Annotated in this window: 31 protein-coding genes; 13 read left to right on the forward strand and 18 right to left on the reverse strand. The window is 70.0% G+C overall.

Annotated elements, in window-relative coordinates:
* The coding region (locus tag AW270_RS26655; protein WP_169807383.1) for a glycoside hydrolase family 6 protein at positions 1-1,134 on the forward strand (1,134 nt) is incomplete at its 5' end.
* Positions 1,135-1,190: 56 nt separating this feature from the next.
* On the opposite strand, the gene AW270_RS26660 is transcribed toward AW270_RS26655, so the two are convergent.
* Both AW270_RS26660 and AW270_RS39910 read right to left on the reverse strand, forming a co-directional pair.
* A complete protein-coding gene (locus AW270_RS26660; RefSeq protein WP_061298791.1) occupies positions 1,191-2,303 on the reverse strand; it encodes a PP2C family protein-serine/threonine phosphatase in 1,113 nt (370 codons plus the stop codon).
* A 134-nt stretch (positions 2,304-2,437) separates the two neighbouring features.
* Positions 2,438-3,997: a trypsin-like serine peptidase gene (locus AW270_RS39910; RefSeq protein WP_063819353.1), complete on the reverse strand. Its 1,560-nt coding sequence runs from the start codon at positions 3,995-3,997 to the stop codon at positions 2,438-2,440.
* Positions 3,998-4,617: 620 nt separating this feature from the next.
* Here AW270_RS39910 and AW270_RS39715 point away from each other — a divergent pair.
* Positions 4,618-5,043 carry an ATP-binding protein gene (locus AW270_RS39715; RefSeq protein ID WP_063819356.1) on the forward strand — a complete coding sequence of 142 codons (426 nt, stop codon included), beginning with the start codon at positions 4,618-4,620 and terminating at the stop codon, positions 5,041-5,043.
* A 93-nt stretch (positions 5,044-5,136) separates the two neighbouring features.
* On the opposite strand, the gene AW270_RS26675 is transcribed toward AW270_RS39715, so the two are convergent.
* Positions 5,137-5,640 carry a shikimate kinase gene (locus AW270_RS26675; RefSeq protein ID WP_169807384.1) on the reverse strand — a complete coding sequence of 168 codons (504 nt, stop codon included), beginning with the start codon at positions 5,638-5,640 and terminating at the stop codon, positions 5,137-5,139.
* A 91-nt stretch (positions 5,641-5,731) separates the two neighbouring features.
* Here AW270_RS26675 and AW270_RS26680 point away from each other — a divergent pair, with 91 nt between their 5' ends.
* Together AW270_RS26680 and AW270_RS26685 are read left to right on the forward strand one after the other, a co-directional pair.
* Positions 5,732-5,995 (forward strand): DUF6458 family protein, encoded by a 264-nt coding sequence (locus AW270_RS26680; protein WP_061298798.1) that lies wholly within the window; start codon positions 5,732-5,734, stop codon positions 5,993-5,995.
* 128 nt (positions 5,996-6,123) lie between these two features.
* On the forward strand, positions 6,124-6,654 hold the full coding sequence (locus tag AW270_RS26685) for a hypothetical protein (protein ID WP_157522693.1): 531 nt from the start codon (positions 6,124-6,126) through the stop codon (positions 6,652-6,654).
* A gap of 154 nt (positions 6,655-6,808) precedes the next feature.
* On the opposite strand, the gene AW270_RS26690 is transcribed toward AW270_RS26685, so the two are convergent.
* Together AW270_RS26690 and AW270_RS26695 are read right to left on the reverse strand one after the other, a co-directional pair.
* Complete coding sequence (locus tag AW270_RS26690; protein ID WP_061298801.1) at positions 6,809-7,075, reverse strand: hypothetical protein; 267 nt, start codon at positions 7,073-7,075, stop codon at positions 6,809-6,811.
* A 30-nt stretch (positions 7,076-7,105) separates the two neighbouring features.
* Entirely contained in the window at positions 7,106-8,422 is a 1,317-nt protein-coding gene (locus AW270_RS26695) for a PfkB family carbohydrate kinase (protein ID WP_063819354.1), read from the reverse strand.
* Between the two features lie 111 nt (positions 8,423-8,533).
* Here AW270_RS26695 and AW270_RS26700 point away from each other — a divergent pair, with 111 nt between their 5' ends.
* Positions 8,534-9,541, forward strand: coding sequence for a glycosyltransferase family 9 protein (locus AW270_RS26700; protein ID WP_061298805.1), 1,008 nt, complete (start codon positions 8,534-8,536; stop codon positions 9,539-9,541).
* Here the strand turns inward: AW270_RS26700 and AW270_RS26705 are convergent.
* Together AW270_RS26705 and AW270_RS26710 are read right to left on the reverse strand one after the other, a co-directional pair.
* Positions 9,531-10,454, reverse strand: a complete 924-nt coding sequence (locus AW270_RS26705) for a glycosyltransferase family 9 protein (protein ID WP_061298807.1) — start codon at positions 10,452-10,454, stop codon at positions 9,531-9,533. The genes AW270_RS26700 and AW270_RS26705 overlap by 11 nt on opposite strands.
* Positions 10,451-11,647, reverse strand: coding sequence for a glycosyltransferase (locus AW270_RS26710; protein ID WP_061298808.1), 1,197 nt, complete (start codon positions 11,645-11,647; stop codon positions 10,451-10,453). The genes AW270_RS26705 and AW270_RS26710 overlap by 4 nt, the downstream gene beginning before the upstream one ends.
* A gap of 275 nt (positions 11,648-11,922) precedes the next feature.
* Between AW270_RS26710 and AW270_RS26715 the strand changes: the two genes are divergently transcribed.
* Both AW270_RS26715 and AW270_RS26720 read left to right on the forward strand, forming a co-directional pair.
* Positions 11,923-12,168, forward strand: a complete 246-nt coding sequence (locus tag AW270_RS26715; protein ID WP_061298810.1) for a BON domain-containing protein — start codon at positions 11,923-11,925, stop codon at positions 12,166-12,168.
* Complete coding sequence (locus tag AW270_RS26720; protein WP_218009355.1) at positions 12,165-12,884, forward strand: metallophosphoesterase family protein; 720 nt, start codon at positions 12,165-12,167, stop codon at positions 12,882-12,884. The genes AW270_RS26715 and AW270_RS26720 overlap by 4 nt, the downstream gene beginning before the upstream one ends.
* 72 nt (positions 12,885-12,956) lie before the next feature.
* On the opposite strand, the gene AW270_RS41445 is transcribed toward AW270_RS26720, so the two are convergent.
* Positions 12,957-13,136, reverse strand: coding sequence for a GPGG-motif small membrane protein (locus AW270_RS41445; RefSeq protein WP_061298811.1), 180 nt, complete (start codon positions 13,134-13,136; stop codon positions 12,957-12,959).
* Between the two features lie 32 nt (positions 13,137-13,168).
* On the opposite strand from AW270_RS41445, the gene AW270_RS26730 reads away from it, so the two are divergent.
* A complete protein-coding gene (locus AW270_RS26730; RefSeq protein ID WP_061298813.1) occupies positions 13,169-14,116 on the forward strand; it encodes a TIGR03557 family F420-dependent LLM class oxidoreductase in 948 nt (315 codons plus the stop codon).
* On the opposite strand, the gene AW270_RS26735 is transcribed toward AW270_RS26730, so the two are convergent.
* Positions 14,083-14,589: a DUF6328 family protein gene (locus tag AW270_RS26735; protein WP_061298815.1), complete on the reverse strand. Its 507-nt coding sequence runs from the start codon at positions 14,587-14,589 to the stop codon at positions 14,083-14,085. The genes AW270_RS26730 and AW270_RS26735 overlap by 34 nt on opposite strands.
* On the reverse strand, positions 14,586-15,080 hold the full coding sequence (locus AW270_RS26740; RefSeq protein WP_061298817.1) for a DUF1360 domain-containing protein: 495 nt from the start codon (positions 15,078-15,080) through the stop codon (positions 14,586-14,588). Before AW270_RS26740 ends, AW270_RS26735 begins: the two co-directional genes overlap by 4 nt.
* Before the next feature lie 58 nt (positions 15,081-15,138).
* On the opposite strand from AW270_RS26740, the gene AW270_RS26745 reads away from it, so the two are divergent.
* The gene (locus AW270_RS26745) at positions 15,139-15,735 is read left to right on the forward strand and encodes a nucleotidyltransferase family protein (protein WP_061298819.1); all 597 of its coding nucleotides are present in this window, start codon (positions 15,139-15,141) and stop codon (positions 15,733-15,735) included.
* Between the two features lie 53 nt (positions 15,736-15,788).
* Here AW270_RS26745 and AW270_RS26750 read toward each other — a convergent pair whose 3' ends face one another.
* The gene (locus tag AW270_RS26750) at positions 15,789-16,091 is read right to left on the reverse strand and encodes a PRC-barrel domain containing protein (RefSeq protein WP_157522696.1); all 303 of its coding nucleotides are present in this window, start codon (positions 16,089-16,091) and stop codon (positions 15,789-15,791) included.
* 9 nt (positions 16,092-16,100) lie between these two features.
* Positions 16,101-16,991 carry an NADP-dependent oxidoreductase gene (locus tag AW270_RS26755; protein WP_369409007.1) on the reverse strand — a complete coding sequence of 297 codons (891 nt, stop codon included), beginning with the start codon at positions 16,989-16,991 and terminating at the stop codon, positions 16,101-16,103.
* Between the two features lie 48 nt (positions 16,992-17,039).
* On the opposite strand from AW270_RS26755, the gene soxR reads away from it, so the two are divergent.
* Positions 17,040-17,483 (forward strand): redox-sensitive transcriptional activator SoxR, encoded by a 444-nt coding sequence (soxR, locus tag AW270_RS26760; protein WP_061298824.1) that lies wholly within the window; start codon positions 17,040-17,042, stop codon positions 17,481-17,483.
* A 44-nt stretch (positions 17,484-17,527) separates the two neighbouring features.
* Positions 17,528-17,950 carry a DUF488 domain-containing protein gene (locus AW270_RS26765; RefSeq protein ID WP_061298826.1) on the forward strand — a complete coding sequence of 141 codons (423 nt, stop codon included), beginning with the start codon at positions 17,528-17,530 and terminating at the stop codon, positions 17,948-17,950.
* Here AW270_RS26765 and AW270_RS26770 read toward each other — a convergent pair.
* The gene (locus tag AW270_RS26770; RefSeq protein ID WP_174549895.1) at positions 17,932-18,693 is read right to left on the reverse strand and encodes a DUF8757 domain-containing protein; all 762 of its coding nucleotides are present in this window, start codon (positions 18,691-18,693) and stop codon (positions 17,932-17,934) included. The two genes, AW270_RS26765 and AW270_RS26770, sit on opposite strands and share 19 nt — an antisense overlap.
* A gap of 183 nt (positions 18,694-18,876) precedes the next feature.
* Here AW270_RS26770 and AW270_RS26775 point away from each other — a divergent pair, with 183 nt between their 5' ends.
* The gene (locus AW270_RS26775) at positions 18,877-20,100 is read left to right on the forward strand and encodes a cytochrome P450 family protein (RefSeq protein WP_061298830.1); all 1,224 of its coding nucleotides are present in this window, start codon (positions 18,877-18,879) and stop codon (positions 20,098-20,100) included.
* Here AW270_RS26775 and AW270_RS26780 read toward each other — a convergent pair.
* From AW270_RS26780 to AW270_RS26790, 3 genes are all read right to left on the reverse strand, one after another.
* Positions 20,068-20,481: a hypothetical protein gene (locus tag AW270_RS26780; protein ID WP_157522699.1), complete on the reverse strand. Its 414-nt coding sequence runs from the start codon at positions 20,479-20,481 to the stop codon at positions 20,068-20,070. The two genes, AW270_RS26775 and AW270_RS26780, sit on opposite strands and share 33 nt — an antisense overlap.
* Before the next feature lie 47 nt (positions 20,482-20,528).
* Positions 20,529-21,956 carry an alpha/beta hydrolase gene (locus tag AW270_RS26785; protein ID WP_061298833.1) on the reverse strand — a complete coding sequence of 476 codons (1,428 nt, stop codon included), beginning with the start codon at positions 21,954-21,956 and terminating at the stop codon, positions 20,529-20,531.
* 149 nt (positions 21,957-22,105) lie between these two features.
* Positions 22,106-22,576 (reverse strand): Lrp/AsnC family transcriptional regulator, encoded by a 471-nt coding sequence (locus tag AW270_RS26790; protein ID WP_218009356.1) that lies wholly within the window; start codon positions 22,574-22,576, stop codon positions 22,106-22,108.
* A gap of 104 nt (positions 22,577-22,680) precedes the next feature.
* On the opposite strand from AW270_RS26790, the gene AW270_RS26795 reads away from it, so the two are divergent.
* Positions 22,681-23,082: a DUF2000 domain-containing protein gene (locus tag AW270_RS26795; protein ID WP_061298836.1), complete on the forward strand. Its 402-nt coding sequence runs from the start codon at positions 22,681-22,683 to the stop codon at positions 23,080-23,082.
* Here the strand turns inward: AW270_RS26795 and AW270_RS26800 are convergent.
* Both AW270_RS26800 and AW270_RS26805 read right to left on the reverse strand, forming a co-directional pair.
* The gene (locus AW270_RS26800; protein ID WP_061298838.1) at positions 23,079-24,236 is read right to left on the reverse strand and encodes an alginate lyase family protein; all 1,158 of its coding nucleotides are present in this window, start codon (positions 24,234-24,236) and stop codon (positions 23,079-23,081) included. The genes AW270_RS26795 and AW270_RS26800 overlap by 4 nt on opposite strands.
* A gap of 198 nt (positions 24,237-24,434) precedes the next feature.
* A complete protein-coding gene (locus AW270_RS26805; protein ID WP_061298839.1) occupies positions 24,435-24,929 on the reverse strand; it encodes an FBP domain-containing protein in 495 nt (164 codons plus the stop codon).
* Positions 24,930-24,951: the final 22 nt, after the last annotated feature.

Genomic DNA, 24,951 nt, shown 5'->3' on the forward strand with positions numbered 1-24,951 from the left:
GCCGCCATCACCAGCGGTTCGGCGGGTAACAACAGCAAGGGTCTGCGTGACCACCTGGACCTGGCCGTCGCTCAGGACGCCGCCAACGGTGCCACGCCACTGACGATCCAGGTCGTGATCTACAACCTGCCCAACCGTGACTGTTCGGCGCTGGCCTCCAACGGTGAGCTGAAGGTCTCCGAAAACGGTCTGGCCCGGTACAAGACCGAGTACATCGACCCGATCGCCGCGATCATGGCGGACAGCAAGTACCGCAACCTGCGGATCGTGGCGATCATCGAGATCGACTCGCTGCCGAACCTGGTCACCAACCTGAACCTGCCCAAGTGTCAGGAGGCCAAGAACTCCGGCGCTTACGAGCAGGGTGTGGCCTACGCGCTGGGCAAGCTGTACGCGATCCCGAACGTCTACAACTACGTGGACGCCGGTCACCACGGCTGGCTGGGCTGGGACTCCAACTTCGGTCCGTCGGCTGTGCAGTTCGGCACCGCGGCGGCGCTGGCCACCGGTGGCAAGGCCACCGTCCACGGCTTCATCACCAACACCGCCAACTACAGCGCGTTGACCGAGCCGTACTTCTCGGTCAACGGCACCGTCAACGGCCAGCAGATCCGCCAGTCGCGCTGGGTCGACTGGAACTTCTACATCGACGAGCTGTCCTTCGCGCAGGCCTTCCGCACCCGCCTGATCCAGGAGGGCTTCTCCTCCAGCATCGGCATGCTGATCGACACCTCGCGCAACGGCTGGGGCGGCCCGAACCGCCCGACCGGTCCGAGCACCTCGACCGACCTGAACACCTTCGTCAACAACTCCAAGGTCGACCGGCGGGTCCACGCCGGTAACTGGTGCAACCAGTCGGGTGCGGGTCTGGGCGAGCGTCCGCGCGCCAACCCCGCGACGGGTATCGACGCCTACGTGTGGGTCAAGCCTCCGGGTGAGTCGGACGGTGCCTCGGAGGAGATCCCGAACACCGAGGGCAAGGGTTTCGACCGGATGTGTGACCCGACCTACGGCGGCAACGAGCGTAACGGGAACAACCCCTCGGGTGCTCTGGGCAACGCTCCGCTGTCGGGTCACTGGTTCTCGGCCCAGTTCCGTCAGCTCCTCGCCAACGCCTACCCGCCCATCAGTTAATTGAGAACGTCGTGGTCCCGCCGAGGTTGGGGGTCCTCCTCGGCGGGACCACGGCTCTACCCGAGCTCCGGCTCCCGGCAGCGCATCAGGAGCATGGCCGCGTCGTCCGTCGGCGGGCCGTCGATGTGGGCGATCAGGTCGCGGCGCAGGGACTCCAGCGCCGCCTCCGGGTCGTCGTCCTTGAGCAGCGGGACCCGGTCGGGCAGGGGATAGAACCGGCCGAAGGCGTCGCGGGCCTCGATGACGCCGTCGGTGTAGAAGAGGATCTGGTCACCGGGCTCGAAGGTGATCGTGTAAGGGGCCGGCCCCTCGGGCCCCAGGACGGCCAGCCCCAGCGGGGGCACATGGTCGTCGGGGTCGGCGAACTCGATCTCCCCGCCCGCCCGGACCACCAGCGGAGCCGGATGACCGTAATTGAGGAGCGTCATGGTCGTCTCCTCCAGGTTGAACTCGGCCAGCACGGCGGTGACGAACTCCTCGCCGGACAGACGCCGGTTGAGCGCCTTCTCCAGCCGGGCGCTCACGCCCTCCAGGTCCTTCTCGTCGTGGGCCGCCTCGCGGAAGGCCCCCAGGACCAGCGCGGCCGTCTCCACCGCCTCCAGCCCCTTGCCCTGCACGTCACCCACGATCGCCCTGACCCCGGTGGGGGCGACGACGACCTCGTACAGATCACCACCGATGTGCGCCTCGGCCATGGCCGAGGTGTAGGAGACCGCCACCCGCATGTGCCCGGCGCGCCGGGGGACCGGGCGGAGCAGCACCCGCTGCGCGACCTCCGCCACCGACCTGACGTGCGCCAGCTCCCGCTCCCTGCGCCGGCGTCCCACCGTCGCCAGGGCGCTCGCCGCCGTGACACCGGCGATCGAACCCATGGTGATGTACGCCCTGCGCAACTCCAGATGGTTGTACGCCGCCAGCCCGAGGGCCAGGACCAGCGCGGTCACCCCGACGAGCAGGGTCCGCCGGATCCCGCCGGTCAGCGACGCGAACGCCGGGCCGACCGCGAGCAGGGGCAGGAAACCTATCTCCGGGCCGGTGCTCAGATCGAGCAGCGTCACCAGGAGCATCATCAGGAACGGCAGCACCGCGAGAGCGAACGCCGTGCGGGCCCCGGCCGCTCGGCGCCGCCCCTTGCCCGGACGGAAAGGCCCGGCGAGGCGCAACGGCATCCGGCGAATCCCCTCTAATCCCGTCTGGTACGCGCTTGCGACCATACTTCACGATCCTGCCTGGGATGCGAAGTCGCGAAAACGAGAGGCGCCCGCATCCCCCTGGATACGGGCGCTCCCTTACTTACTACGGACTAGATGATCGAGCCGGACCACACGTTGGCCGCCTGCTTGTAGACGCCGTAGGTCTCACCGTCGAAGTAGGGCGACACCGAGGTGTCGATGCGACGGTTGCCGTCACGGTCGGAGACCGCGATGGTGACGCCGTTCAGGTAGCCCAGACGACGGGTGTTCTTGTAGCCCGCCAGCCACGAGGAGCCGATGGCGCCCTGACCGGTGAACGAGGACTTGATGCCCACGAGCTCCTGGGCGTTGATCGCCGACGCCGAGGCGGCGAAGGTCTTCCCGTACGTCCACTTGAGGGTGTTCCCGGAGAAGACGCGGTTGCCGTCGGGGTGGGAGCCGCTCGGGTAGCCGAAGACGTAGTGGGCCTTGCCGACCTTCTGGTTGTAGGCCAGACCCTGGCCGCCGACGTTGTCGCCCAGACGGCCGACGTTCTCGACGCCGCGGATGATGTAGTGGTCCTTGAAGTAGGCCTCGGCCACGGAGGTCTTGACCCACTTCTTCACGAACCACTCGCGCTTGAAGAACTGACCCTTGTCGTCCTTCTTCAGCTCGCCCTTGAAGGCCGTGTCGGCCTTCAGCTTGTTGTAGGCGGCCTCGTCGATCGGGTACCAGGTGCCGGAGTCGGGGCCGCACCAGGTCGGGCACTTCTCGCCGTTCTTCATGGCGTTGGTGCCGGCGGGCGCGGCGTTGTAGGCGGTCTGGGAGACCGACTCGGTGGTCAGCTTCACGCCGTCGACGCCGTCGGTGTAGTACTTCTCGGCCTCGGCCTGGCTGAAGCTGGCCTTCGGCGGGTCGACCGGCGAGGTCACGGGGGCGAGGGTCTTCTTCCAGTAGGGCCCGCCGTCGGTGTACTTGGCCTCGAACTCGGCCTTGGTGACCTCCTCGGAAAGGATCTTCTTCTGACCCTTCCACTTGCCGTAGGCGGCCTTGTCGACCTCTTTGTCACCCGTCAGCTTCACGCCGTTGTAGACGGTGACGAACGCGTAGTTGCGGTCGCCGTCCTCGTAGACGTCGTAGTCGTAGTGGGTGAAACCCTGCTTGCCGACGTAGATGCCCCAGGGGGTCTTGCCCTGGTAGTAGCCGGGCACGAAGACCCACTTGTCGAGGGTGACCTTGTTGCTGACCGTGTCGTAGACACACTGGCCGGCCGTCGCGACGAGGTTGCGGTACTTCGACTGGAGCGAGGTGCCCGAGCACCAGTGGGGCTTGCCGTCGGCGCCCATGAAGAAGACCTTGCCGCTGGTGCGGGGCAGGTTCACGTTCTTCGACGTGCTCGTCGACTTCTTCTCGTCGCCGATCGCCGGGACGGTGCCCGCCTTGGTGTCGGCCGTCGGCCCGCCCGTGGAGATGTGCTTGGCCCCGACGACGGTCTCGACGTTGTAGGGGGTGGCGTCCTGGAGCTGCGCCTTGTCCCAGAAGTAGGCGATGGCCTGCGCCTCGCTGGAACCGGCGAGCACTTCCTTCTCGATGTACTTGGGGGCGGCTGCGGCGGGGGTCGCGACCAGCGCTGCGGCCAGCAGTCCGATGGATCCGGCGATGGTGCTGCCGATGAGGAGGGTGCGCTGCACTGCGGGGTCTCCCTTGCTCTGCCGTGGGACGTCACTTGCGCCCCATCCGTCAGTAAATGGATTGGCAAGGACGTTACAGGTGACGATTCGGCTAGTTCCCCCAGGTCGTTATAAGTGTGACCCAGATCACAATATTTCGATGGAACCGGATGGCATTGGACACCGTCCAATCTGGCTGTTCACTCGGGGGGACGACCCCCCGAACCCCCCGCTGCGAAGGGGCTTCCTCGCGCTCCCCCGGCCGCCTTCGCGTCCTGACGTCGCTGTCGCTCCGGGTCGCTGCGCTCCTTGCGAGAGGTCTCCGCCCCCTCGCGCTCCCCGGCAAGGCCTCGCTCCGCTCGTCAGAGGCTTTCTTCCGTTACGGCTCCGCCTGCTCGGCCACCCGACTCCTGCCAGCCACCCGACTCCCGCTGGTCGCCCGACTTCTGCCGATCGCCGCGACGAGCCCTGCTCGCTGTGGTCGTGAAGGTTCAGGCTTTGCCCTTCGGGGTCACGCAGGCCCCTCCACGGCGCTGGGGCATGTAACAAGTTCGACGCCCCTGGTTCACACGAGAGGAAGCGTGTCGTACCTTGGACATAGGTGGGAGCGCTCCCAATGCATGGTGAAGGAGGACGCGGGCATGAGTGTCCCTTTCGCCGCCACAGCGCTCGACGGGCTCGACGACTTCGAGACGTGGTCCGCCGAATGCCTCCTCCCCGCCGTCGGCTCCAGCGTGGCCACGGCCCGCAGCCTGGTCAGGCGTGAACTCACCGGTCAGGGCTGCGCCGCCTTCCTGGACGACTGCCAGCTGATCGTCAGCGAACTCGTCACCAACGCCGTCCGCCATGCCGGCACCGCGTTCGCCCTGCGCCTGCGCGGCACGACCGAGTGGGTCTACGGCGAGGTCTACGACACCGGCGGGATGCCGCCCCGGCCCCGCGACCCCCGCCCCGAGTCCACCGACGGCCGGGGCCTCATGATCGTGGCGGCGCTGGCCGCGTCGTGGGGATACGCGCCGGGAGTGTGCGGCGGCAAGATCGTCTGGTTCGTCCTGGGCGACTCGTAGGGCCTGCCGCGTTCCAGGCGGTCTTCGCGGCAAGTGGCCCGGCGGATCAGCGTCAGGCGACGCCGGGCGCACACCATCGTGATCGCGTGGGCGTCAGCGGAACGCGGCCAGCACCGCCGTCGTGATCTCGTGCGGGGTCCGGGTCGCGTCGGCCGTGTAGTCGGCCACTTCCTGGAACTTCGGCAGGCGCTTGTCGCGCTGGGTCCTGAGCATGTGGACCAGGTCGGGCTCGAAGTGGGGCCGGTGGCTGCTCGACAGCATCCGTTCGGCCAGGACCTCCGGAGGACCGTCCAGAAAGACCACGAACGACGAGGTCAGGGCCTCGCGCGCGCCCGGGTCCTCGACGGTGCTGGCGGCGGCGGCCACCACGACCGCGGGCCGGGCCGCCACCGCGTCGAGCAGGACCTCGGTCTCCCGGTCGTGCAGGACGTCGGCGCCGAGGGTCTCGTTCATGCGGGCGGCGGTCTGGCCGTAGCGGGCCTGGAGGTCGCCGTCGCTGTCGCGCATCTCGCGGCCGAGGGCGTCGGCGACCAGGCGGGCGACGGTGCTCTTGCCGGCGCCCATCAGGCCCATGATCACGATGGGGGTCTCGTTCATGACGGGCATTCTGCCCTCGTGGTCCTGTTTTGGTCCCCCCCACGTTTGAGATTCGCTGACGGGATAGTGCACCGGTCGAAGGAGGAACGCCATGACCATCGCCGGAAGCATCATCCTGATCATGTTGGGCGCCATTCTCACCTGGGCTGTCGAATTCACCCTCGCCGGGCTCGACATCCAGGTCATCGGGGTCATCCTCATGGTGGGCGGCCTGGCGGGGCTGCTGTTCGGCCTTTACCGGCTGAGCACCGTCCGCCGCGCCGCCACCACCGTGACCCCGGTGGCCCCCGTGGACGAGGTGCACACCACCCAGCGTCGTGTCTACGAGGAGCGCCGCTACAACGACCCCATCTAAAACTTTCGCGGCAAGAGGAGCCGGGTGTCCCGACCCGGCTCCTCTTCTTGTTTCCGTGAGAGAACGATGGTCGTGCCCTGACCGGTGGTCGGCGGTCCGGCCGAGGGGTCGCGAAGATCATGGAGTGCATGCGTTCACTCCTCTTGTCCGCCGTCGCCCTTTCATTCGGGCTCGCCCTCGCACCCGCCCCGGCGGCGACCGCCGACGACATCGGTGACGTCGTCTGCCACGGCGGCAGCATCCACCTGCGGTTCGACCCCGGGCTGAAGTTCACCAGGGACACCGTCCGGCTGACCGGCACCGGTGACGTGGGCATCTGCTCCTCGGTGAAGCGCCCCGCGCTCACCGGCGGGACCGTCCGGGTCGAGGGAGTCATCACCGGCGGGTGTCCGGGGCCCATCGGGCCCGGATACGCCAAGATGACGATCACCTGGAACGACGACACCACGACCACGGTCGGCCAGTCGATGTTCCGGGGGGAGATGTCCCAGTTCGGCCTCGAAGGGGGCGTCGTCTCCACCGGCCCCTTCGCGGGCGGGACCGCTCGCGTCAGCGGCCGCACCACCAGCAGCCTCATCGAGCTGGGCGCCGCGTGCGTGCTGACCGGGGCGACCTCGCTGGCGAGCACGATCGACCGGCTCACCGTGGGCGCGGCCTAGGAACACGGCGCTCTCCAGGAACAAGCGCTCTCCAGGAACACGGCGCCATCCGGGTAACGGCGCTCTCCAGAACAAGGCGCTCTCCAGGATTACGGCGTCACCCAGGAAATACGGAGGGCCGGGACATCGCGTCCCGGCCCGGCCTCTCAGTGGGTTAGCCGGCCTCGGACTGGGGGCCGCCTCCCAGGGTGCGCTGGCGGCGGGTCGCGAGGTACATGTCGACGCCGATGGCGACGGCGGCCACGATGCCGATGGCCATCAGCCACCACACCTGGCTCAGACCGGCGATCACCGCGACGGCGAGCGCGATCACCAGCCCGAACGACCCGAGCCTGACGTGGACGACGTCGCGAGGGGTCGCCGGCACCATGGGCTTGCCTCTGGGGTCGACCTGCTCTTCGGTCTTTCTCGGCTCTGTCATGATTTATCCCCTACCCTCCGATTTCGTGTGCTATCGCCGCTCGACCAGGCGAACCTCGCCGCCGAGCTCTCTCACCAGCCGCGCCTCCGGCAGCAGGTCGGGATGGCCGCCGCCGCCCTTGACGTACACATCGGGGCGGATCAGCCGCAGCAGCGACGCCGGACTGTCGTCCTCGACCAGGGTGATGTAGTCGACCGAGCCCAGCCCGGCCAGCACGGCCGCCCGGTCCTCCGCCGAGTTGACCACCCGGTCAGGGGCCTTCCTGCGGGCGGCGCTGGCGTCGTCGCGCACCCCCACCACCAGCACGTCGCCCAGCCGCCTGGCCTGCTCCAGGCAGGTCACGTGGCCGGGGTGCAGGACGTCGAAGCAGCCGTCGGTGAAGACGATGCGCCGGCCCTGCTCGCGCTCGGTGGCGACCCGCTCGGCCAGGACCTTGGCCGGCATGGCCTGGCGCGGGCCCAGTTCGGCGAGCAGGTCGTCGGCGTCGCACACCGCCGTCCCGGGGCGGCGGGAGACGACGTCGGCGCCCGCCTGGGCCAGGTCGGCGGCGGTGGCGGCGTCCGCGCCCGCGGCCAGGGCCAGCGCGAAGACCGCGGTGAAGGTGTCTCCCGCGCCCGCGCCGACGAGGTCGCTCTGGTTGGGGTGGGTGCGGTAGGGCGGGCGGTCCTCCCGGAGGACGACCGCGCCGCCGCCGTCGTCGGTGACGACGATCGGAGCCCCGGTGGTGTCGAAGGGCTCGTCGGCGACGAGGTCGCAGGCGTCCTGGCGGACCAGCACGGCCGCCGGGCCGGTGTCGCGCCAGAGCCCGGGGTCGTAGGCGTCCACGACCAGCAGGGGGAGCCCGGCCAGCGCCTCGCGGACGGCCTCGGTGCAGACGCCCGCGCCGGAGTCGCAGACGACCACGACGTGGGCCAGGTCCGCGATCTCGCGGATCTGGGACACCAGCTCGCGCTCGACCGAGGCGGGCACGGGGGAACGGTCCTCCTCGTCGTAGCGGGCCACCATCTGGCCGCCCGACATGACCCGCCGTTTCACGGCGGTCCTTCTCCCGCGGGTGATGATGGGGCCGTCCACCTCGTGGCGGAGCAGCGATCCGATGAGCGCGGTCCCGGCCGGGTCGGCTCCGGCGACGCCGAGCAGGTGCACGCGGGCACCCAGCGCCGCCAGGTTGGCGGCGGTGTTGGCGGCGCCGCCGGGGGCGTCCTCGATCTGGTCCACGCTGACCACCGGGACCGGCGCCTCCTGCGCCATCCGGCTCACCTGGCCCTGGAGCCACGAATCGAGCATTACATCCCCGACGACCACGGCCGTGAGACCGGGAAAGCGGCGGACTGTCTCTTCCGTCATGGTCACCTCTGCTGCCCGGTGACGTGCGGGGAAAACCGCAGCGTGTTTGCTCATGCACCCCTCGGGTAACCGGGCCGAGGTACCGAAAACGAACCGAGCGAAGGCCTATCGATGAACCTCATCGTTGAGAGCGTCGAGCGGATCGCCGTTTTGCGGGCTTCGGCTCTGGGTGACCTGCTGTTGATCCTCCCCGCTGTCGAGGCGCTGCGCCGCGCCTATCCGGCCGCGTCGATCACCCTGCTGGGCCGGGAGTGGCAGGTGCCGTTCCTGCGCGGCCGGCCCGGCCCGGTCGACGAGGTGGTCGCCGTCCCGCCCATCGAGCAGTCGCCGGAGGCGCCGCCGGAACTCGTCGGCCGCTTCGACCTGGCACTCCAGATGCACGGCGACGGGCACTACGCCAACGCCTTCGTCAACGGCCTGGGCGCGCGCGTCACCGCCGGGCTGCGCGGCGACGACGCCCAGCCTCTCGACCGCTGGGTCCCCTATGTCCCCTACCAGCACGAGACGCTGCGCTTCCTGGAGGTGGCCGGCCTGGTCGGCGCCAGCAGCGAGCACGTCGAGCCGCGCATGCACGTGACCGGCCGCGACTACGCCGAACTGCGGTCGGTGCTGGGGGAACTGCCGCGCGGGCTGATCGCCGTCCACCCGGGGGGCCGCGACGCCCGGCGGCGCTGGCCCGCCTCCTGTTTCGCCGAAGCCGCCGCCCGGCTGGGCCGTCCGGTCGCGGTGACCGGCGGTGAGCACGAACGCGACCTGGTGGACGAGGTCTGCGCGCTGATCCCCAAGGCGATCCCCGTCGTCGGGACCCTGTCGGCGGGCGGTCTGGCCGCCCTCTACACGGCCTGCGACGTCGTGATCGCCAACGACAGCGGCCCCCGCCGCCTGGCCGCCGCCATGGGCACCCCGACCGTCGGGGTCTACTGGTGCGGCGACCTGATCAACGCCGGCCCGCTCACCCGGAGCCACCACCGGCCCCTCATCTCCTGGACGACCCAGTGCCCCACCTGCGGGAGCGCCGGCCTGCGGGAACCGGGCGGCTGCGCCCACCCGGTGTCGTGGCTGACCGACGTGGGCGCGGCGGCGGTGGCCGACCAGGCGGGCGAACTGCTCAGCGCCTGACCAGCCCCTCGCTGAGGACCGCCGCCGCGGCCGACAGCACGTCCCGGGTCGAGACCGACGACGGGTCGGCGGTGTTGCGGAGGGCCTGGTGGCGGGGCCGGTCCTTCGGGGGTCCCCAGCGGTGGGGGCTCTCCGGGCCGAAGATCGTGACCGACGGGGTCCCGTAGGCGGTGGCGAGCTGGGAGACGCCGGTGTCCGAGCTGATCACCAGACGGGCCCCGGCCACGATCGCGCACAGTTCCCGCAGCGAGGTGCGGCCCGCGTACACGATCTGCGGCGGCAGCACCGCCTGCGTGCCCACCAGCAGGGCCAACGGGCGCTCCGCGCGGGATCCGGTCACCACGACCGGCAGGCCCTCACCCGCGATCGCGCGGGCGACCTCGGCGAACCGCTCGGCGGGCCAGCGGCGGGACAGTCCCGTTCCGCCCGGGTGGACGACCACCGCGCCCGGCGCGGGACTCGGCGTCGTCGGAGAGGGGAGCAGCAGGTCACGGGGGTCGGCCTTGAGGCCGTACCACTCGACGAGGCGGCACCAGCGCCGGGTCTCGTGCTCGCCCTCGTCCCACTTGGGGCCGGGGGGATAGGCCTCCTCCGCGTACGCCCACAGCCTCCGGGGCCGCAGGTCGGCCAGCAGTTCGGTGGATCGCGGCCCCCGGCCGTGCAGGTTGACCGCGATCTCGGGGAAGAAGGGCAGGTCGGAGTTGCGGTCGGTCAGTCCGGGCCACAGGATCGGCTCCAGGCCGTAGGCCGGGATGAGCCGGTCGACCACCCCGGTCAGGGCGGCCAGTTCGCTCAGCTCCGGCGGGCAGGCCAGGGCGATCCTGATGCCGCTGCGGCGCAGGGCGCGCAGGGCGGGCACGGCCGTCAGGAGGTGGCCGATGCCCTGCGCGCGCAGCACGAGTGCGGTCGTCATGCCGTCGCCTCCAATCTGACGCCGACCTCTCGATAGGCGGCGACGGTCTCTGTCGCGATCCTGTTCCAGCCGTACCGGGCCCTGGCCCGGTCGGCCCCCGCGATGCCGAAGGCGCTCTGCCGCACGGGGTCGGCCAGCAACCGCTGGATCGCCCGCGCCAGCGCGGTCGGGCGCTGCGGCGGCACCAGCACGCCGGTGATCCCGTTGACCACGGTCTCCTTCTGGCCGCCCACGCACGACGCGACCACCGGCACCCCGCAGGCCATCGCCTCCAGCGCGACCATGCCGAAGGGCTCGTACCAGGGCACCGTGACGACGGCGGCGGCCGAGCGGATCAGCGACGGGACGTCCTCGCGGCCCACCTGACCGGTGAAGGACACCCGGTCGGCGACCCCGTTGCGCTGGGCCAGCCAGCGCAGCCGGGTCACCTCGTGGTCGTGGTGCAGCGCCCCGGCGGGCGGCCCGCCGGCCACCACCAGGTCGACCCCCCTGACGCCCCGGAGCGCCTCGATGACCGTGGCCACGCCCTTGCGGGGGACCAGCCGGCTGATCGCCAGCAGCCGGGGCCGGGCCGTCGGGACCGTCGCGGCGTGGGGGTGGAACCGGGTCAGGTCGACCCCGCACGGCACCACCCGGGCCTGCCGCCGGCTGACGCCCATGCGGCGCAGTTCGTCGACCTCGTCGGTGCAGGTCGCGATGATGGCGTCGGCCTCGCGCCCGATGCGGGTCTCGGCCTCGACGCGCTCAGGGGGGCTGGTGTCGTCGGCGCCCTGGTGGCGGCGCTTGACCGCGCCGAGCGCGTGATAGGTGTGCACGACCGGGATCCCCAGGTCACGGGCGGCCCCGAGGGCGGCCAGGCCGCTCATCCAGAAGTGGCTGTGCACGACGTCGGGCCGGTCGAAGAGCCACTGCTCCCGCAGCCACTTCGCGAAGTGGGGCACCCACGGGAGGATGTCGTCCTTGGGGATCTTGCGGGCCGGTCCGGCCGGGACGTGCACGACGGTGACACCGGGCGCGAGCCCGACCCGCTCGGGGACGTTCTCGTCGTCGCGGCGGGTGTAGACGACGACCTCGTGGCCGAGGGCGGCGACGGCTCTGGCCAGGGCGTCGACGTGGACGTTCTGGCCTCCGGCGTCGGTGGTGCCGACGCAGGCGAGCGGGCTGGCGTGCTCCGAGATCATGGCGATCTTCACGGGGTTACCTCCGGGAACGGCTGATCCCGCTCGCGGGCGGGATCGCGGGCGAACGGGTGGCCCGAGTCCGGGGTCACGGGAGCCGGGAGGTGAGCACGCCGGTTGGACACGGCGGAAGGGGGGAAATGTGCCGGGTGCAAGGGACCTCCGGGACGGCATGCGTCAACACGGGAGGTGCCTGCTTCCTAGGCACAAGATTGCCTCCACTTTAACCTATAAAGCTCTCCAGGAAACATCCTGTTTCGGTGCAATAGGCGCGGGCAGGCGTTTTCCTTATGGACACACCTCACTATGTGGCCGCCCGCGTGCAGCAAGCGATCGCGGAGGACGGCCGAACGAACGAACTCGGGATCCGGGTCGACGTGCGGGGGGACCACCTCTTCCTGCGCGGCCAGGTGGCCGGCGAGGACCAGGTCCACCTGCTGACCGACGTGGCGCGTGAGGCCGCTCCGGGGCTGACCGTCCACAACGAGGTGACCTGCGTCGAGGTCCGTGAACCCGGTGAGGAGGAGCATCTGTGAGCATCCGCGTCGCGGCCGTCGCCGACATCCACCTGAGTGAGGCCCAGCGAGGGACCTACCGGGAGCGGCTCGACGGCATCGAGGAACGCGCCGACGTCCTGCTGGTCGGCGGAGACCTGACCCGCCACGGCACGCTCGGCGAAGGGAAGATCGTCGCGGACGAGTTCCGCGGCCTGCCGGTGCCGGTCGTGTTCGTGCTGGGGAACCACGACTACCACTCCGACGTCGAGCAGGAGATCATGGCCGTCCTGCGCGAGGCCGGCTGCGTCGTGCTCGACGACAGCGCCGAGACCCTGCTGGACGGGCGGCTCGGGATCGCCGGGGGCAAGGGCTTCGGCGGCGGGTTCGCCGGAAAGTCGGCCAGCGAGTTCGGGGAGCCCGAGACCAAGGCGTTCGTCCGGCACACCCGGGAGATCGCCGAACGGTGGCGGACGGCGCTGAAGAGCCTGGACACCGAATACAAAGTCGTCCTCAGCCACTATTCACCGGTCAAGGAGACCCTGGCCGGAGAGCCGCCGGAGATCTACCCGTTCCTCGGCAGCTATCTGCTCGCCGAGGCGGTCGACGCCGAGGGCGCCGACCTGATCGTCCACGGTCACGCCCACCACGGCACGGAGAAGGGCATGACCCCCGGGGGCATCAGAGTCCGCAACGTGGCCCTGCCGGTCCTGCAGCGCGCGTACGCCACGTACTGCCTGGACGCGGAGGAATGCTGAGAAGGGGAGTGCTGAGAAGACACGTAACGGCGGCCGGACTCTCCGGCCGCCGTTCTCGTGTTCTCACGATCGCTATACGTTGAAGATACTGACGCCGCCGGGACCCACAAGGAACCCGAGGACGATGAGGACGATCCCCCAGAGGATGTCCCGACGAGCGAGGATCACGTAGATCCCGGCGATGACGAGTACAACTGCGATGATCCAGAGCAAAGTAGCCATGAAGCCTGACTGCCCCCCCGAACGGGTCATTAACGCCCGGGAACGTGGGCAAGGGAAATCTCATGACACGTTTTGGTTACTTCCTCAGCTCCGAAGAGCACAGCCCGAAAGAGCTGGTCAGACAGGCGGTGCTCGCGGAGCACGCCGGTTTCGAGGGCTTGTGGATCTCCGACCACTTCCACCCCTGGATCGACGAGCAGGGAGAGAGCTCCTTCGTCTGGTCGGTGATCGGCGCGCTCTCCCAGGTGGTCTCGCTGCCGGTGACCACGGCGGTCACCTGCCCGCTGGTCCGCGTCCACCCGGCGATCGTGGCGCAGGCCGCGGCCACCGCCCAGATCCTCCTCGACGGCCGCTTCCAGCTGGGGGTCGGCACCGGCGAGGCCCTCAACGAGCACATCTTCGGCGACCCGTGGCCCCCGGCCGGCGACCGGCAGCGGATGCTGGAGGAGGCGGTCGGGATCATCCGCGAACTGTGGGAGGGCGGCCTGGTCACCCACCACGGGGAGTTCTACGACGTGGAGAACGCGCGCCTCTACACGTTGCCCGACGAGCCGCCGCCCATCTACGTGAGCGGATTCGGCCCGGCGGCGGTCGAACTGGCCGGTCGCATCGGCGACGGCTACGTCTCGGTCCTCCCGGACGCCGAGCTGGTGGAGGCGTACCGGAAAGCCGGAGGAGAGGGGAAGCCGGCCCAAGCGGGCCTGAAGGTCTGCTGGGGCACCGACGAGGACGACGCCCGCCGGCTGGCCCACCGCCTGTGGCCCACCGAGGGCATCGAGGGTGAGGCCAGCCAGCTGCTGCCGCTGCCGCGGCACTTCGAACAGCTCGCCGCCCTGGTCCGGCCCGAGGACCTGACCCTCCCGGCAGGCCCTGATCCCGAGGTGCACATCGCCGCGATCCAGCAGTACGTCGACGCCGGCTACGACGAGATCTACATCGCTCAGATCGGGCCCGACCAGGACGGCTTCTTCGAGTTCTACGAGTCGGCGGTCCTGCCCCGGTTCCGCTGAAGGGTCACCAGCGGCTGGACGAACCACAGCCAGGTGCTGAGCAGCACCACCGCCGCCGCGATCAGGACCGCGGGCCAGGTGCCCAGGTAGACCTCGACGACCAGCCCGGTCGAGCACGTCATCGAGACCGCCAGGGCGATCCCCCCGACCACGGCCAGGTCGTTGGCCCGGTGGAGCATCAGCTCCTTGAGCCCCGACCGGAACATGATGCGGTTCTGGATCGCCGGCGCCATCAGGCAGATCGACGCGACGGCCGCCGACACCAGGGCCGCGTAGAAGAGCCACCGGCCGAACAGGTCGACCCGGCCGAACCCGGCGGAGAAGGGGAGCGTCAGCAGGAACGCGAAGAGCACCTGCACGCCGGTCGACTGGACTCTGAGTCCTTGGAGGAGTTCGCCGAGTTCCCGGTCGACTCGTTCCTTGGGGTTCTCCTCGGGGTTGGTCAGCAGGACTCTGTGCTGCTCTTCGGTCATGTGGCTTCCTTGATCATCCGGGCGTACGCCAGCTGTAACCAGTCGGACACCGCCACTGCCGTCATCGTGGCGCCCACCAGCCGGGTCAGCCGGGGGGCGAAGACCATCCCGGCCGCGTAGCCCGTCGCGATCCACTGCGCCAGGCAGAACGGGCAGCTGACCAGCTCGCCCACCGCGTGGCGGTGACCTTCGCCCCGGACCTCCTCCTTCAGCTCCGAGGGGCCGGAGACCCCGACGTAGCGGGTGAAGGGGGCCCGCAGCGGGCTGGTGATCGTGTCCTTGGCGATGGTGCGGGACAGGCGGTGGGTGGCCACCGACATCAGGGCGAGGTCCATGGGGTTCACCCGGTCGGGGGCGGCGCGGCCGGTCAGCTTCCCGGCGGCCAGGAGGGCGGCGACGGCGGTGCCGTAGACGCCGAGGACCCTGGCGTAGGAAGCCAAGGGGCGTTCCTCGGAATACGCGTCGTTGATTTCCTTCAGGGTCTCGGTCATGGCGGCCCGTAGTACCCGAGATTGTTTGGGTCGAACGTTCCGGGGCAAACGGTGCGGCGTGGGTAGTCACAGTCACGAGGTAACCGACGCCATCCTGGACACGCTCAAGCGGGCGGGGTCCGGCCTCAAAGAGGTGGGCGTACGTTTCGCCCTGGCCGGCGGGTGCGCCGGATACGCCAGGGGAGCGGCCCCGTCTCTGCACGACGTCGACTTCGCGCTGGTCGAAGAGGACGTCCCGTTGGCGCTGAAGACGCTGGAGAACATGGGCTTCCGGACCGAACGCCCGCCGGAGGACTGGCTGGTCAAGGCGTTCGACGAGGACGACGTCCTGGTCGACCTGATCTTCCAGCTCGCCGACCGTCCGGTCACTCCCGAGATGATCTCGCGGGCCACGATGATCAACACGGCGGCGCTGAGCCTGCCCGTGCTGGAGGCGACCGACCTGGTGATCTCGTGGATACTGCCGCTGTCGGAGCACAGCTGCGACTACTCGGGGCTGCTGCCGACCGTCCGGGCGCTGCGCGAGCAGGTCGACTGGGACCGGGTGGCCGGGGTGGCCGAGTCGTCGCCCTACGCCTCCACCTTCCTGGTCCTGCTGGAACGGCTCGACGTGATCGCCAGACCGACCCCCGTGCCGGTGGAACGCTGGCCCTGAACCCCCGCACGCCAGGCCCCGCCCCCCGCTCGGGAGGCGGGGCCTTCCGCCTTCTAGGGGATCCCGTACGGGAAGCGGTCGGGATTGGGCGGGGCGGGAGGATTGTCGATCATGATGAAGTCGGGGGCGTTGCTGATCTCCTCCTTGGTGCGGTCGACGAAGACCTTCCGCTGCGAGGCGTCGACCTGGGTGACCACGCTGGCGGGCAGCATGACCCGGTGCCCGAAGATCCAGGGCCCGGTGTCGATGACGAGGTAGCCCTCGCCGATCTCGTCGCTGACCGCGTCGACGGTTCCGATCCCGCCGTCGACGGCCTCGACGTGGTAGCCGATGAGGTTCACGGTGTAGTCGTCCATCGGCTCCACCTACCCGACAATCAGCACGACCTTCCCCCGTCCGTGGCCCGTTTCGATGTCGGCGTGGGCTTGGAATGCTTCCTCCAGCGGGTACGCCGCCCTCACGTTCACCCGCAGCTCCCCGGCGGAGACCAGGTCGAGCAGTTCGGCGAGCCTGCCCCGGTTCCGGTCGCTCCCGATCCACAGGCAGCCGAGCTCCCTGGCCAGCTCCCAGTCGGCGATCGACCCGATGCGGGCGCGGTCGGCGACCAGCTCGACCGACGTGCGCAGGTTGCCCTTCCCGGCCGCGTCGAGCACCGAGTCGAACGGCCCCTGCTCCTTGAGCCGGTCGAGCTCCCCGTCGCCGTACTCGACCGGGGTGGCGCCGAGGTCCGCGAGGTAGTCCTGGTTGGCCGCGCTGCCCGTGCCGACGACCCGGACGCCCTGCCGCACGGCGAGCTGCGTGATCATCGTCCCGACGCCCCCGGCCGCGCCGTGGACCAGCAGGGTCTCGCCCTCCCGCAGCCCGAGCCGCTCCAGGGCGGTGTGGGCCGTCTGCCCCGACGCCGACAGCGCCCCCGCCGCCGCCCAGTCGACCCCGCCCGGCTTCGGCACGACCTGGCTCTCCGGCACCGTCACGTACTCCGCGTAGCAGCGCATCGTCCGGAACCCGACGACCGCCTCACCGGTGGCCTCGGCGATCCCGGCGAACTCGTTCCCCGGCACGACCGGGAACTCCACCGGCGGCGCCCCCGGCGGCAGCCACCCCGACCGCACCGCCACGTCGGCGGGCTGCACCCCGGCGGCCCGCACCCGGACCAGCACCTCGCCCGGCCCCGGCACCGGCCGGGGCACCTCCACGATCCGAAGCCGGTCGGCCGCCCCGAACTCGGCGACCCCGGCCGCCCGCATCAACGTCATGAGTAGAGTCCACTTCATCAAGCGCACTTGACGTCAAGGCGGCCGACATTGCTCGATCCCGACGCGGCCTGGCTGAAGCCGGGCCAGATCGCCGAACGCGCCGGAGTGGCCGTCTCGGCCCTCCACTACTACGAGAGCCTCGGCCTCATCCACAGCCGCCGCACAGCCGGCAACCGCCGCGAATACCGCCGCGACGTGCTGCGGGTCATCGCGTTCATCCGGGTGGCCCAGCGGGTGGGCGTCTCCCTGGAGAGGATCAAGGAGGCCCTCGACCGGCTCCCGGCCGACGGCGTCCCGGGCAAGCGCGACTGGGCCAGGATCTCCCGCGAATGGCACGACGACCTGACCCGGCGCATCGAGGAGCTGACCGCGCTGCGCGACGACTTCTCCAAGTGCATTGGCTGCGGCTGCCTGTCCCTCGTCTCGTGCCCCTACTCGAACCCGCGCGACGTGCTGGGGCAGAAAGGCCCAGGGCCGCACCGTTTCCCCTAGACAGGGGATATGGTCGGGCGAGCCGACAGAATCGAGGAGATCACGTGGGGCTGACCGGTGTCGGATACGAGGGAACCGACCTGGAGACGTTCGTCCGGTGCCTGCGCGATGCCGGGGTCGACATCATCGTCGACGTCCGGCTGAACCCCATCTCTCGGAAACGCGGCTTCAGCAAAAACGCCCTCGCGGCGGGGTTGGCCGAAGCTGGAATCGGCTATCGGCACATGCGCGCCCTGGGTAATCCGAAATGGAATCGTCCCGGCTTCTCGGGCTCGCCTGAAGAGCTCGGCCAGGCCCGCGACCTCTACGCCGGTGAGATCCGCTCGGAGGAGGCCCGCCGATGCCTCGACGAGATCGCACGGCTGGCCCATGAATCCTCGGTCGCCCTCCTGTGCTTCGAGTCCGATGAACGGCGGTGTCACCGCGACGTCGTTTTGGGCATGGTGGGTTATGCCCTCCTGGGATAGACCACGCCGAGCACGATGAAGCTCTGCGGGTGAGCCTGCTGGTTGCCGACGTAGAAGATCGTGTCCCGGTCTGGGGCGCACATGAGCGTCAGGAACTTCTCCTCGATCGCCTGTCGCACTCCCGCGTCGTCCCGGTCCCAGACGGTCCGTTGCAGCGAGACCAGTTCCCAGTCGAAGACGCCCTGCCGATGGGTGTTGCAGCGGCGTGACCCGCACCGATAGCGATACCAGGCCTTGAATCGCGGCGCCTCCAGCGCTGTTCGCGGTCCCTGGTAGAGGAGATCCTCCTGCTGCGTGTAGAGGTCGATCTTCCTCTGTTCTTCGGATGACCAGCCCGGGTGGGGCTCGATGTCCAGAGCGAGGATCTCCGACGGCCGGATGGCGGCCAGGGATCGGGCCGAGGCGCGTTCCCTGACTCCGGCGAGGATGTCGCACATCGAGTCCTCGACGTAGTCGTCGATGAACGGCATGCGCTTGTCCCAGGTGGACAGGTGACTTTCGACGCGGATGCGATCCGCGCGTGGCCGCCAACTCTCGGCTCGTGGGTCGCGTGCGTTGGGCGTGGCCTCGACAGTCACGATGTTGTATTTCTTGAACTTGCTCTCGCTGCCTAGTTCGCGGAAGTTGATGGGATAAAGGCGAATCCATCCGGGGCTGTTGAGGTCGAGGTTCAGTCCTGCGACACAGACCGTTTCGCCATAGGTGGTCGAGGGGTTTGGTGCTGCCTTGACCGTAATCAACATTCGTAGTGGCCTAAAGCCTGATTCGCGAGGCTTTTGCTGGGGCGTTCCGAAATCTGGGCCGAAAAGCGAAGATGCGCCAGTCATCTCATCCTTGAGGGCTTGATTTGGTTAAGGGTAGATCAGCGGCCCTATAACCACCAGACGAATTGGCGATGATGCATTCGGAGGGGAAGGGAGCCTCGCGTGTCGCATGGTCTGCCGGTGCTCGGTGACGACTATCTGCGGGATCCGCACGGCGTCTACCGGGCGCTCCGCGACGAGGGCCCGGCCGTCGAGGTCGTGATGCCCAACGGGATCCGCATGTGGCTGATCACCCGCTACGACGACGCCCGGGAGGCCCTCGCCGATCCCCGGCTGCGCAAGGACGCGGCGGCCCTCCGCGACGCCCTGCAGCGCGCAGCCACCACGCCCGACGCGCGGGTCCAGCCGGCCGAGCTCGCCTCCCACATGCTCAACAGCGACCCGCCCGACCACACGCGGCTGCGGCGGCTGGTCAGCAAGGCGTTCACGCCCAGGGCGATCGAGCGGCTCAGGCCCCGGATCGAGGAGATCACCGCCGGCCTGCTCGACCGGATGGACGGCGACGTCGACCTCATCGAGACCTTCGCCTACCCGCTGCCCATGACGGTCATCTGCGAGCTCCTCGGGGTGCCCGAACGCGATCGGGACGGCCTGCGGGGGCTCATGAAGGAGGCGATGACGCGCCCGTTCCGTACCGGCGACGACCCCAAGGAGCGGGACCGCCGCATCGCGCGCGTGGTCGAGCGGTTCGTGGCGCTCGTCGACGAGAAGCGCAGGCACCCGGCCGACGACATCCTGACCGCGCTGGTGCAGGCCCGCGACCAGGAGGACAGACTCGACGACGTCGAGCTCATCTCGACCTGCTTCCTGCTGTTCCTGGCCGGGCACGAGACCACGGTCAACCTCATCGGCAACGCCACCCTGGCCCTGCTGACCCACCCCGGCCAGCGCGCCGAGCTGATCGAGAACCCCGACGTGATCGAGAACGCCGTCGAGGAGTTCCTCCGGTACGACGGCCCGCTCAACTTCGCGCCCCAGCGGGTGACCGGGGAGGACGTCACGATCGGAGGCGTGACCATCCCGGCGGGCGAACTGGTCGCCGTCGCCCTCTCCTCAGCCGACCGTGACCCCGCGACGTTCCGGGAGCCCGACCGGCTCGACCTCAACCGCGCCGAGTCGCCCCACCTGGCGTTCGGGCACGGGATCCACTACTGCCTCGGGGCGCCGCTGGCCCGGCTGGAGGCGCGGATCGCGCTCGGACGGCTGTTCGAGCGGTTCCCGGAGATGGATCTCGGCGCCCCGGCCGACGAGCTCGAATGGCGGCCGCTGCCCCTGCTGCACGCCCTCGACCGCCTACCGGTGCGCCTCCGGCCAGACGCAGGGTGAGGTCGCGGCCAGGTAGATGTGGTCGCCGGAGGCCCAGGTCAGGGCGAGGATGAACTTGTCGGGCTCGGTGACGCCGCTCAGGTCGGGGTTGTCGGGCTGGCCGTTCTTGGCGATGACCTGGAAACCCTGCTCCTTCCAGTGTTCGGCGACCTGACGCGAGACCACCATGTGCTGGGCCCTGCCGACGCCGCGCAGCCAGTAGGAGCGGCCGACCACGATCTTCTGCAGCGACTCGCTCTTGTCGAGGCAGGCCGTCGGGGTCACCGACACCGGGATGAGTTCGAGCTGGGGCTGGGGCGTCAGCGCCGCCGCCGTGTCGCGGACCAGTCTCTCCACCCGTTCGGTCGCGCGTGACTGGGTCAGTTCGCCGTCGTCGGACATGCCACATCCCGTGAGTGTGAGAAGGAACACCAGCACGTACCCGATCTTCACCGCGGTCCCGATCCGTTGACGATGGTGGCCACGTCGCGCAGGGCGGCGGACTCCGGCCGCCAGTCGCCGTCGCCGTGGTCGATGATGATCACGTCGTCGGCCAGCCCGGCCCCGCCCGCCAGCGCCCGGTGGACGGTCAGCGCCCCGTCGCCGTGGCCGATCAGCACGTTCCTGGCGCTTCTGGACGGGGTGTGCGCGGCCCGCAGCCCCAGGCAGAACGCGGTCAGGGCCTGGCCGCCCAGGTCGGCGTTGCGGTCGGGGGAGAAGGCGCCGAAGTCGACCAGGGGCGCGTCGTAGCCGTCCCAGGTGACGCACGAGACCCGGGTGCCCGCCATGGTCGAGGCCTGCCGCCACAGCAGCTGGGCCCGGGTGATGCTGGCCATGGCGCCCGACAGGCCGGTGTTCAGGCCGTGGACGAGGATCACGGTGGTCTGCGCCGTGTCGGGGTCGCCCCACGAGACGGTCAGCCGGCCCTGGCCCGCGACGTCGAAGCCGAGCAGCATCGGGTCGGGGTAGCCGGGCACCGGCGTCATCGCCGACCGGATCGTCTCCAGACGCTTGAGCTGGACGTTCACCCGGTCCCAGCTCCGTGGCAGGTCGCGGTCGGACTGCCACATCACCGAGGCGCCGAGCCGGTGGAGGTCGTGGGTCAGCAGGCCGGTCTCGACCTGGAGGAACTCGCGGTTGGCGGAGTCGCGGACCGCCCCGGGCAGGCCGTGGAGGCCGCCGAAGCCGGGCAGGCCTAGCGAGGTCATCCGGGTCTTCGGGGGCTGCATGGTCCACCAGGCGCTCACCCGGCCGCCGAGGCCGGGGTCGGCGCAGCGGTGCTGGAGGCCCAGCAGGCTGTGGACGGCGGCCGGGTCGCCGGCCGAGACCCGGGCGAGCAGGGGGCCGGCGCCCGCCTCGTCGCCCGCGTGGTCGCCGAACATCCAGTAGGCGGCCAGCGCGGCGGGCAGGATCCTGCCCGGCGGGAGCCGGACGAGCCGGTCGCGGAGGCGGCCGGCCTGTTCGCCGGACCACAGACCGATGTCGGCGATGACGCGCGCCGGGCGGTCGGACTTCCCGGCCACCGACAGCTCCTCGCGCAGGAATCCGGCGATCTCCAGCAGGTTCCGCGCGGCGGCGCACAATTCCCCGGCGAGGGTCGGCAGCACGTCGCGGGAGAAACCCGCGAACGTGCCCCTCGGCCGGGGGGTGGGGGGAATATCGGTGGCTAATTCCGGCGTACCGGAGAAAAGGGAAATGGATTCGGAGAGGGCCATCCGGAGCGTGGCGCGCTGCCCGGTCAGCAGTTCGGCGAACGCCGAGGCGCCACCGCCGGTCCAGGCGATGGCGTGCACCAGGCGCGCCGCCTGATCGAGTGCCGTGTGGTGCTCGACGGCGATGGCGGTGACCCGTTCGAGGGAGGCAGTCTGGTCCACCATGACCGGGACAGGATCGCAGTCCGGTTTGCTCCAGGTCAGGCGCTTGCCGCTTCACCCACATTCATCCGAATAGGCCGTCTATTGGCGGATGAATGGCGCGTCGGGCCCCTTTTCCGTGGCAATTGTCGGCATTTTCGGAGACGTCGCCGCTACGTCATGGTCGACAGCGGCGTGATCGCGGTGGTCGCCGAGTGCTGGAAGACGACCAGCGTCCGGAAGCTGACCACCTCCTTGCGCTTGGCCAGGTGGTCGATGAGGAAGCCGTGCAGGCGCTCGTTGTCCTGGACGGCCACCCGGATCAGGAAGTCGTCGCCGCCCGCCACGACCAGCACCTCCAGCACCTCGGGCCGGGGCACGGCCCAGTCGCGGAAGCTGTCGATGACGGTCCGGCTCGACGGCCTGACCTGCGCCGCCACGATCGCCTGCACGCTCCGGCCGATCTTCGACAGGTCGAGCCGGGCGTGGTAGCCGGTGATGACGCCGCGCTCGTGCAGGCCGCGGACCCGCTCCAGGCAGGTCGAGGGGGCGATGCCGACCCTCCGGGCCAGTTCCCGGTTCGACTGCCGTGCGTCGAGCTGCAATTGGGCGATGATCGCCGAATCCGTGTCGTCCAAATCCATGAATTGGACCCTAGCGCCGACCATGCGTTCGGTTGGCGGCCATAAGGCCCAGATGAATGTCTAGAGTCGTCGGCGTTGACCACCCGATTGAACGGAGTTCACCGATGGAGACCAAACTTGTCATGGTGCTCCGCGACGACCTGCCGGCGGGCCTGGCCGTGAACGCCGCCGCCGTGCTGGCCCTCAGCCTCGGCGACGCGCTGACCGCATGGCTCGGCTCCGACGGCAAGGACGCCGACGGCAACGTCCACCCCGGCCTCAACACCCACCCCGTGCCGGTCCTGACCGCCTCGGGCGACACGCTGCGCGAGCTGCACGACGCCGTGCCGGAGGAGGTGCGGGTGGTCGGCTTCACCGAGGTCGCCCGCCGGGCCCGCGAGTACGGCGAGTACCTGCGGATCCTGGCGGAGACCCCGGCGGCCGAGATCGACTACGTGGGCCTGGTCGTCTTCGGGCCGAAGGCGCCGGTCACGAAGCTGACCCGGCGCCTGGCCCTGATGCGTTAGTTCGGGTTCCGCGCGTGGGTCAGCGTCTCCCACGCCACGAACAGATAGTTCGTGCCGGCCGGGCGCTGGCGTTCGGTGAGCGTCTGGGTGTTGGTCATCGCGATGCCCAGGCGGGTGTTCAGGGCGTTGAAGCCCACCTCGGTCACCGGGCCGAGGCCCAGGTTCAGCGAGCCGCCGCACAGCCACGAGGGCACGGCGGTGCCGAGCTGGTACTTCGCGTGGAAGCCCAGGGCGTGCCGGAGCCGGTCGGTGAGCTCGGGATAGAGGTCCTGGCCCTGGATGCGGCTGGTCTCGGCCACGTGGGAGATGGCGCTGATGCCGTAGCCGGTGTGGGTGAAGTCGCGGCAGGTCTCCTGGCTGAGGCCGTCGACGAAGGTCGTCTCGCCGTGCCAGAAGCTGACCAGCTCGCTGTAGGTGTCGACGCTGCCCACCGGCGGGTACTTGGGCTGGGGGCCGTCGGCGGTGACGTACAGGAAGGCCGCCGCGCGGGCCCGGAAGCGGGTGACGGCGCGGTCGTAGACGGCCCTGTCCTCCAGGAAGACGGCGATGCCGATGGCCGCCTCCATCATCGACAGCTCCCAGTTGCCGTTGCTGGACGACCCGTTGACGACCTCGGGCAGGTAGACGTCGCGCAGCATGGTGGCGAACCGCTGCACGTTCGGCCAGCCGCCGGTGTAGGTGTACCTGATGATCTCCGCGGCCCTCGGCCACGTGGAGGCGGCCCAGGCCGACTGGAGCGGCGCGTTGCTGTTGGTGTGGTCGCGCAGCACGGCCGACCAGGCGTCCATGATCGAGATCGCCTTGGTCGCGTAGCGCGCGTCACCGGTGATGTACCAGCGCAGGGCCAGCGTGTACGCGGCCAGCGCGTCCTGCCGCTCGTCGGTGCAGCCGATGTTCGGGTTGGAGTAGGACCCGCACTCGACCACCGCGCGCGGCGTCGGGTTGCGTGTCAGCGAGGCGAACGGCGAGGCCGCCATCTGGTCGAACGCGGCCTTCCACGGCTGCGCGCCCGCCTGGACCCGGCCTTTGACGAAGTCGAGCTGGGCCCGGCTGACCATGACCCCCGGGTGGGCGAACACGGCCGGGGCGGCCTGGGCGGGGGTGGCGATGAGGGCGGACAGGAGCACGAGAAGTGCGCATAACGAGCGGGCCATCGGCGGACTCCGGACAGGGGAGGGACGGGTGGGACGAGCGCTCTTGAGCGCTCATGAAACACACCTCTGACATGCCGGGTCAAGATGGTTAGGAAACTTTCCTAAGAATTAGTGGCACGAAGAAGGCCCCGGGAGGCGTCTCACGCCTGCCGGGGCCGGGGTTGGAAGCGGGCCGTCCGCCTGGTCATCGCGGCCTCCCTAGGCGAGCACCTTCGCGACGAAGTCGTCGAGGTTGAGGGTCAGCCGGGCGATCTTGTCCTCCTGGCTCAGCGTCTCCGAACCGGACAGCCGGTCGGTCGGCTTCAGCCCCCGCACGTACAGGGAGCAGGCCAGGTCGGAGCACAGGTAGGCGCCGACCGTGTTGCCCTGCCGCCCGGCCGCGCCGACGCGGGGCGCCACGAAGAGCGCCACGCCGGTGCCGCCGTGGGAGGTGACGCAGACCGAGCAGACCGTGGTCTTGACGACGCTGCGCTTGACGCCCTGCGGGAAGCGCATGACGATGCCCGTCAGCTTCCCGTGGTGCTCGGCGACCAGATAGCCCCGGTCGGGCGACTGCGGGTCGCGCCAGCCCAGGAAGTCGAGCGCCTCCCAGCCGGTCTCGCGCAGGTCGCGCGGGACGTTCAGCCGGGAGGCCTCGCCTTTGGAACAGTTCACGAACGAGGAGCGGATCTCTCGTTCCACTAGCGGAATCACCCGGTGACGGTAGCCGACCCGG

This window comes from Herbidospora cretacea, assembly GCF_001570605.1.
GTDB lineage: Bacteria > Actinomycetota > Actinomycetes > Streptosporangiales > Streptosporangiaceae > Herbidospora > Herbidospora cretacea.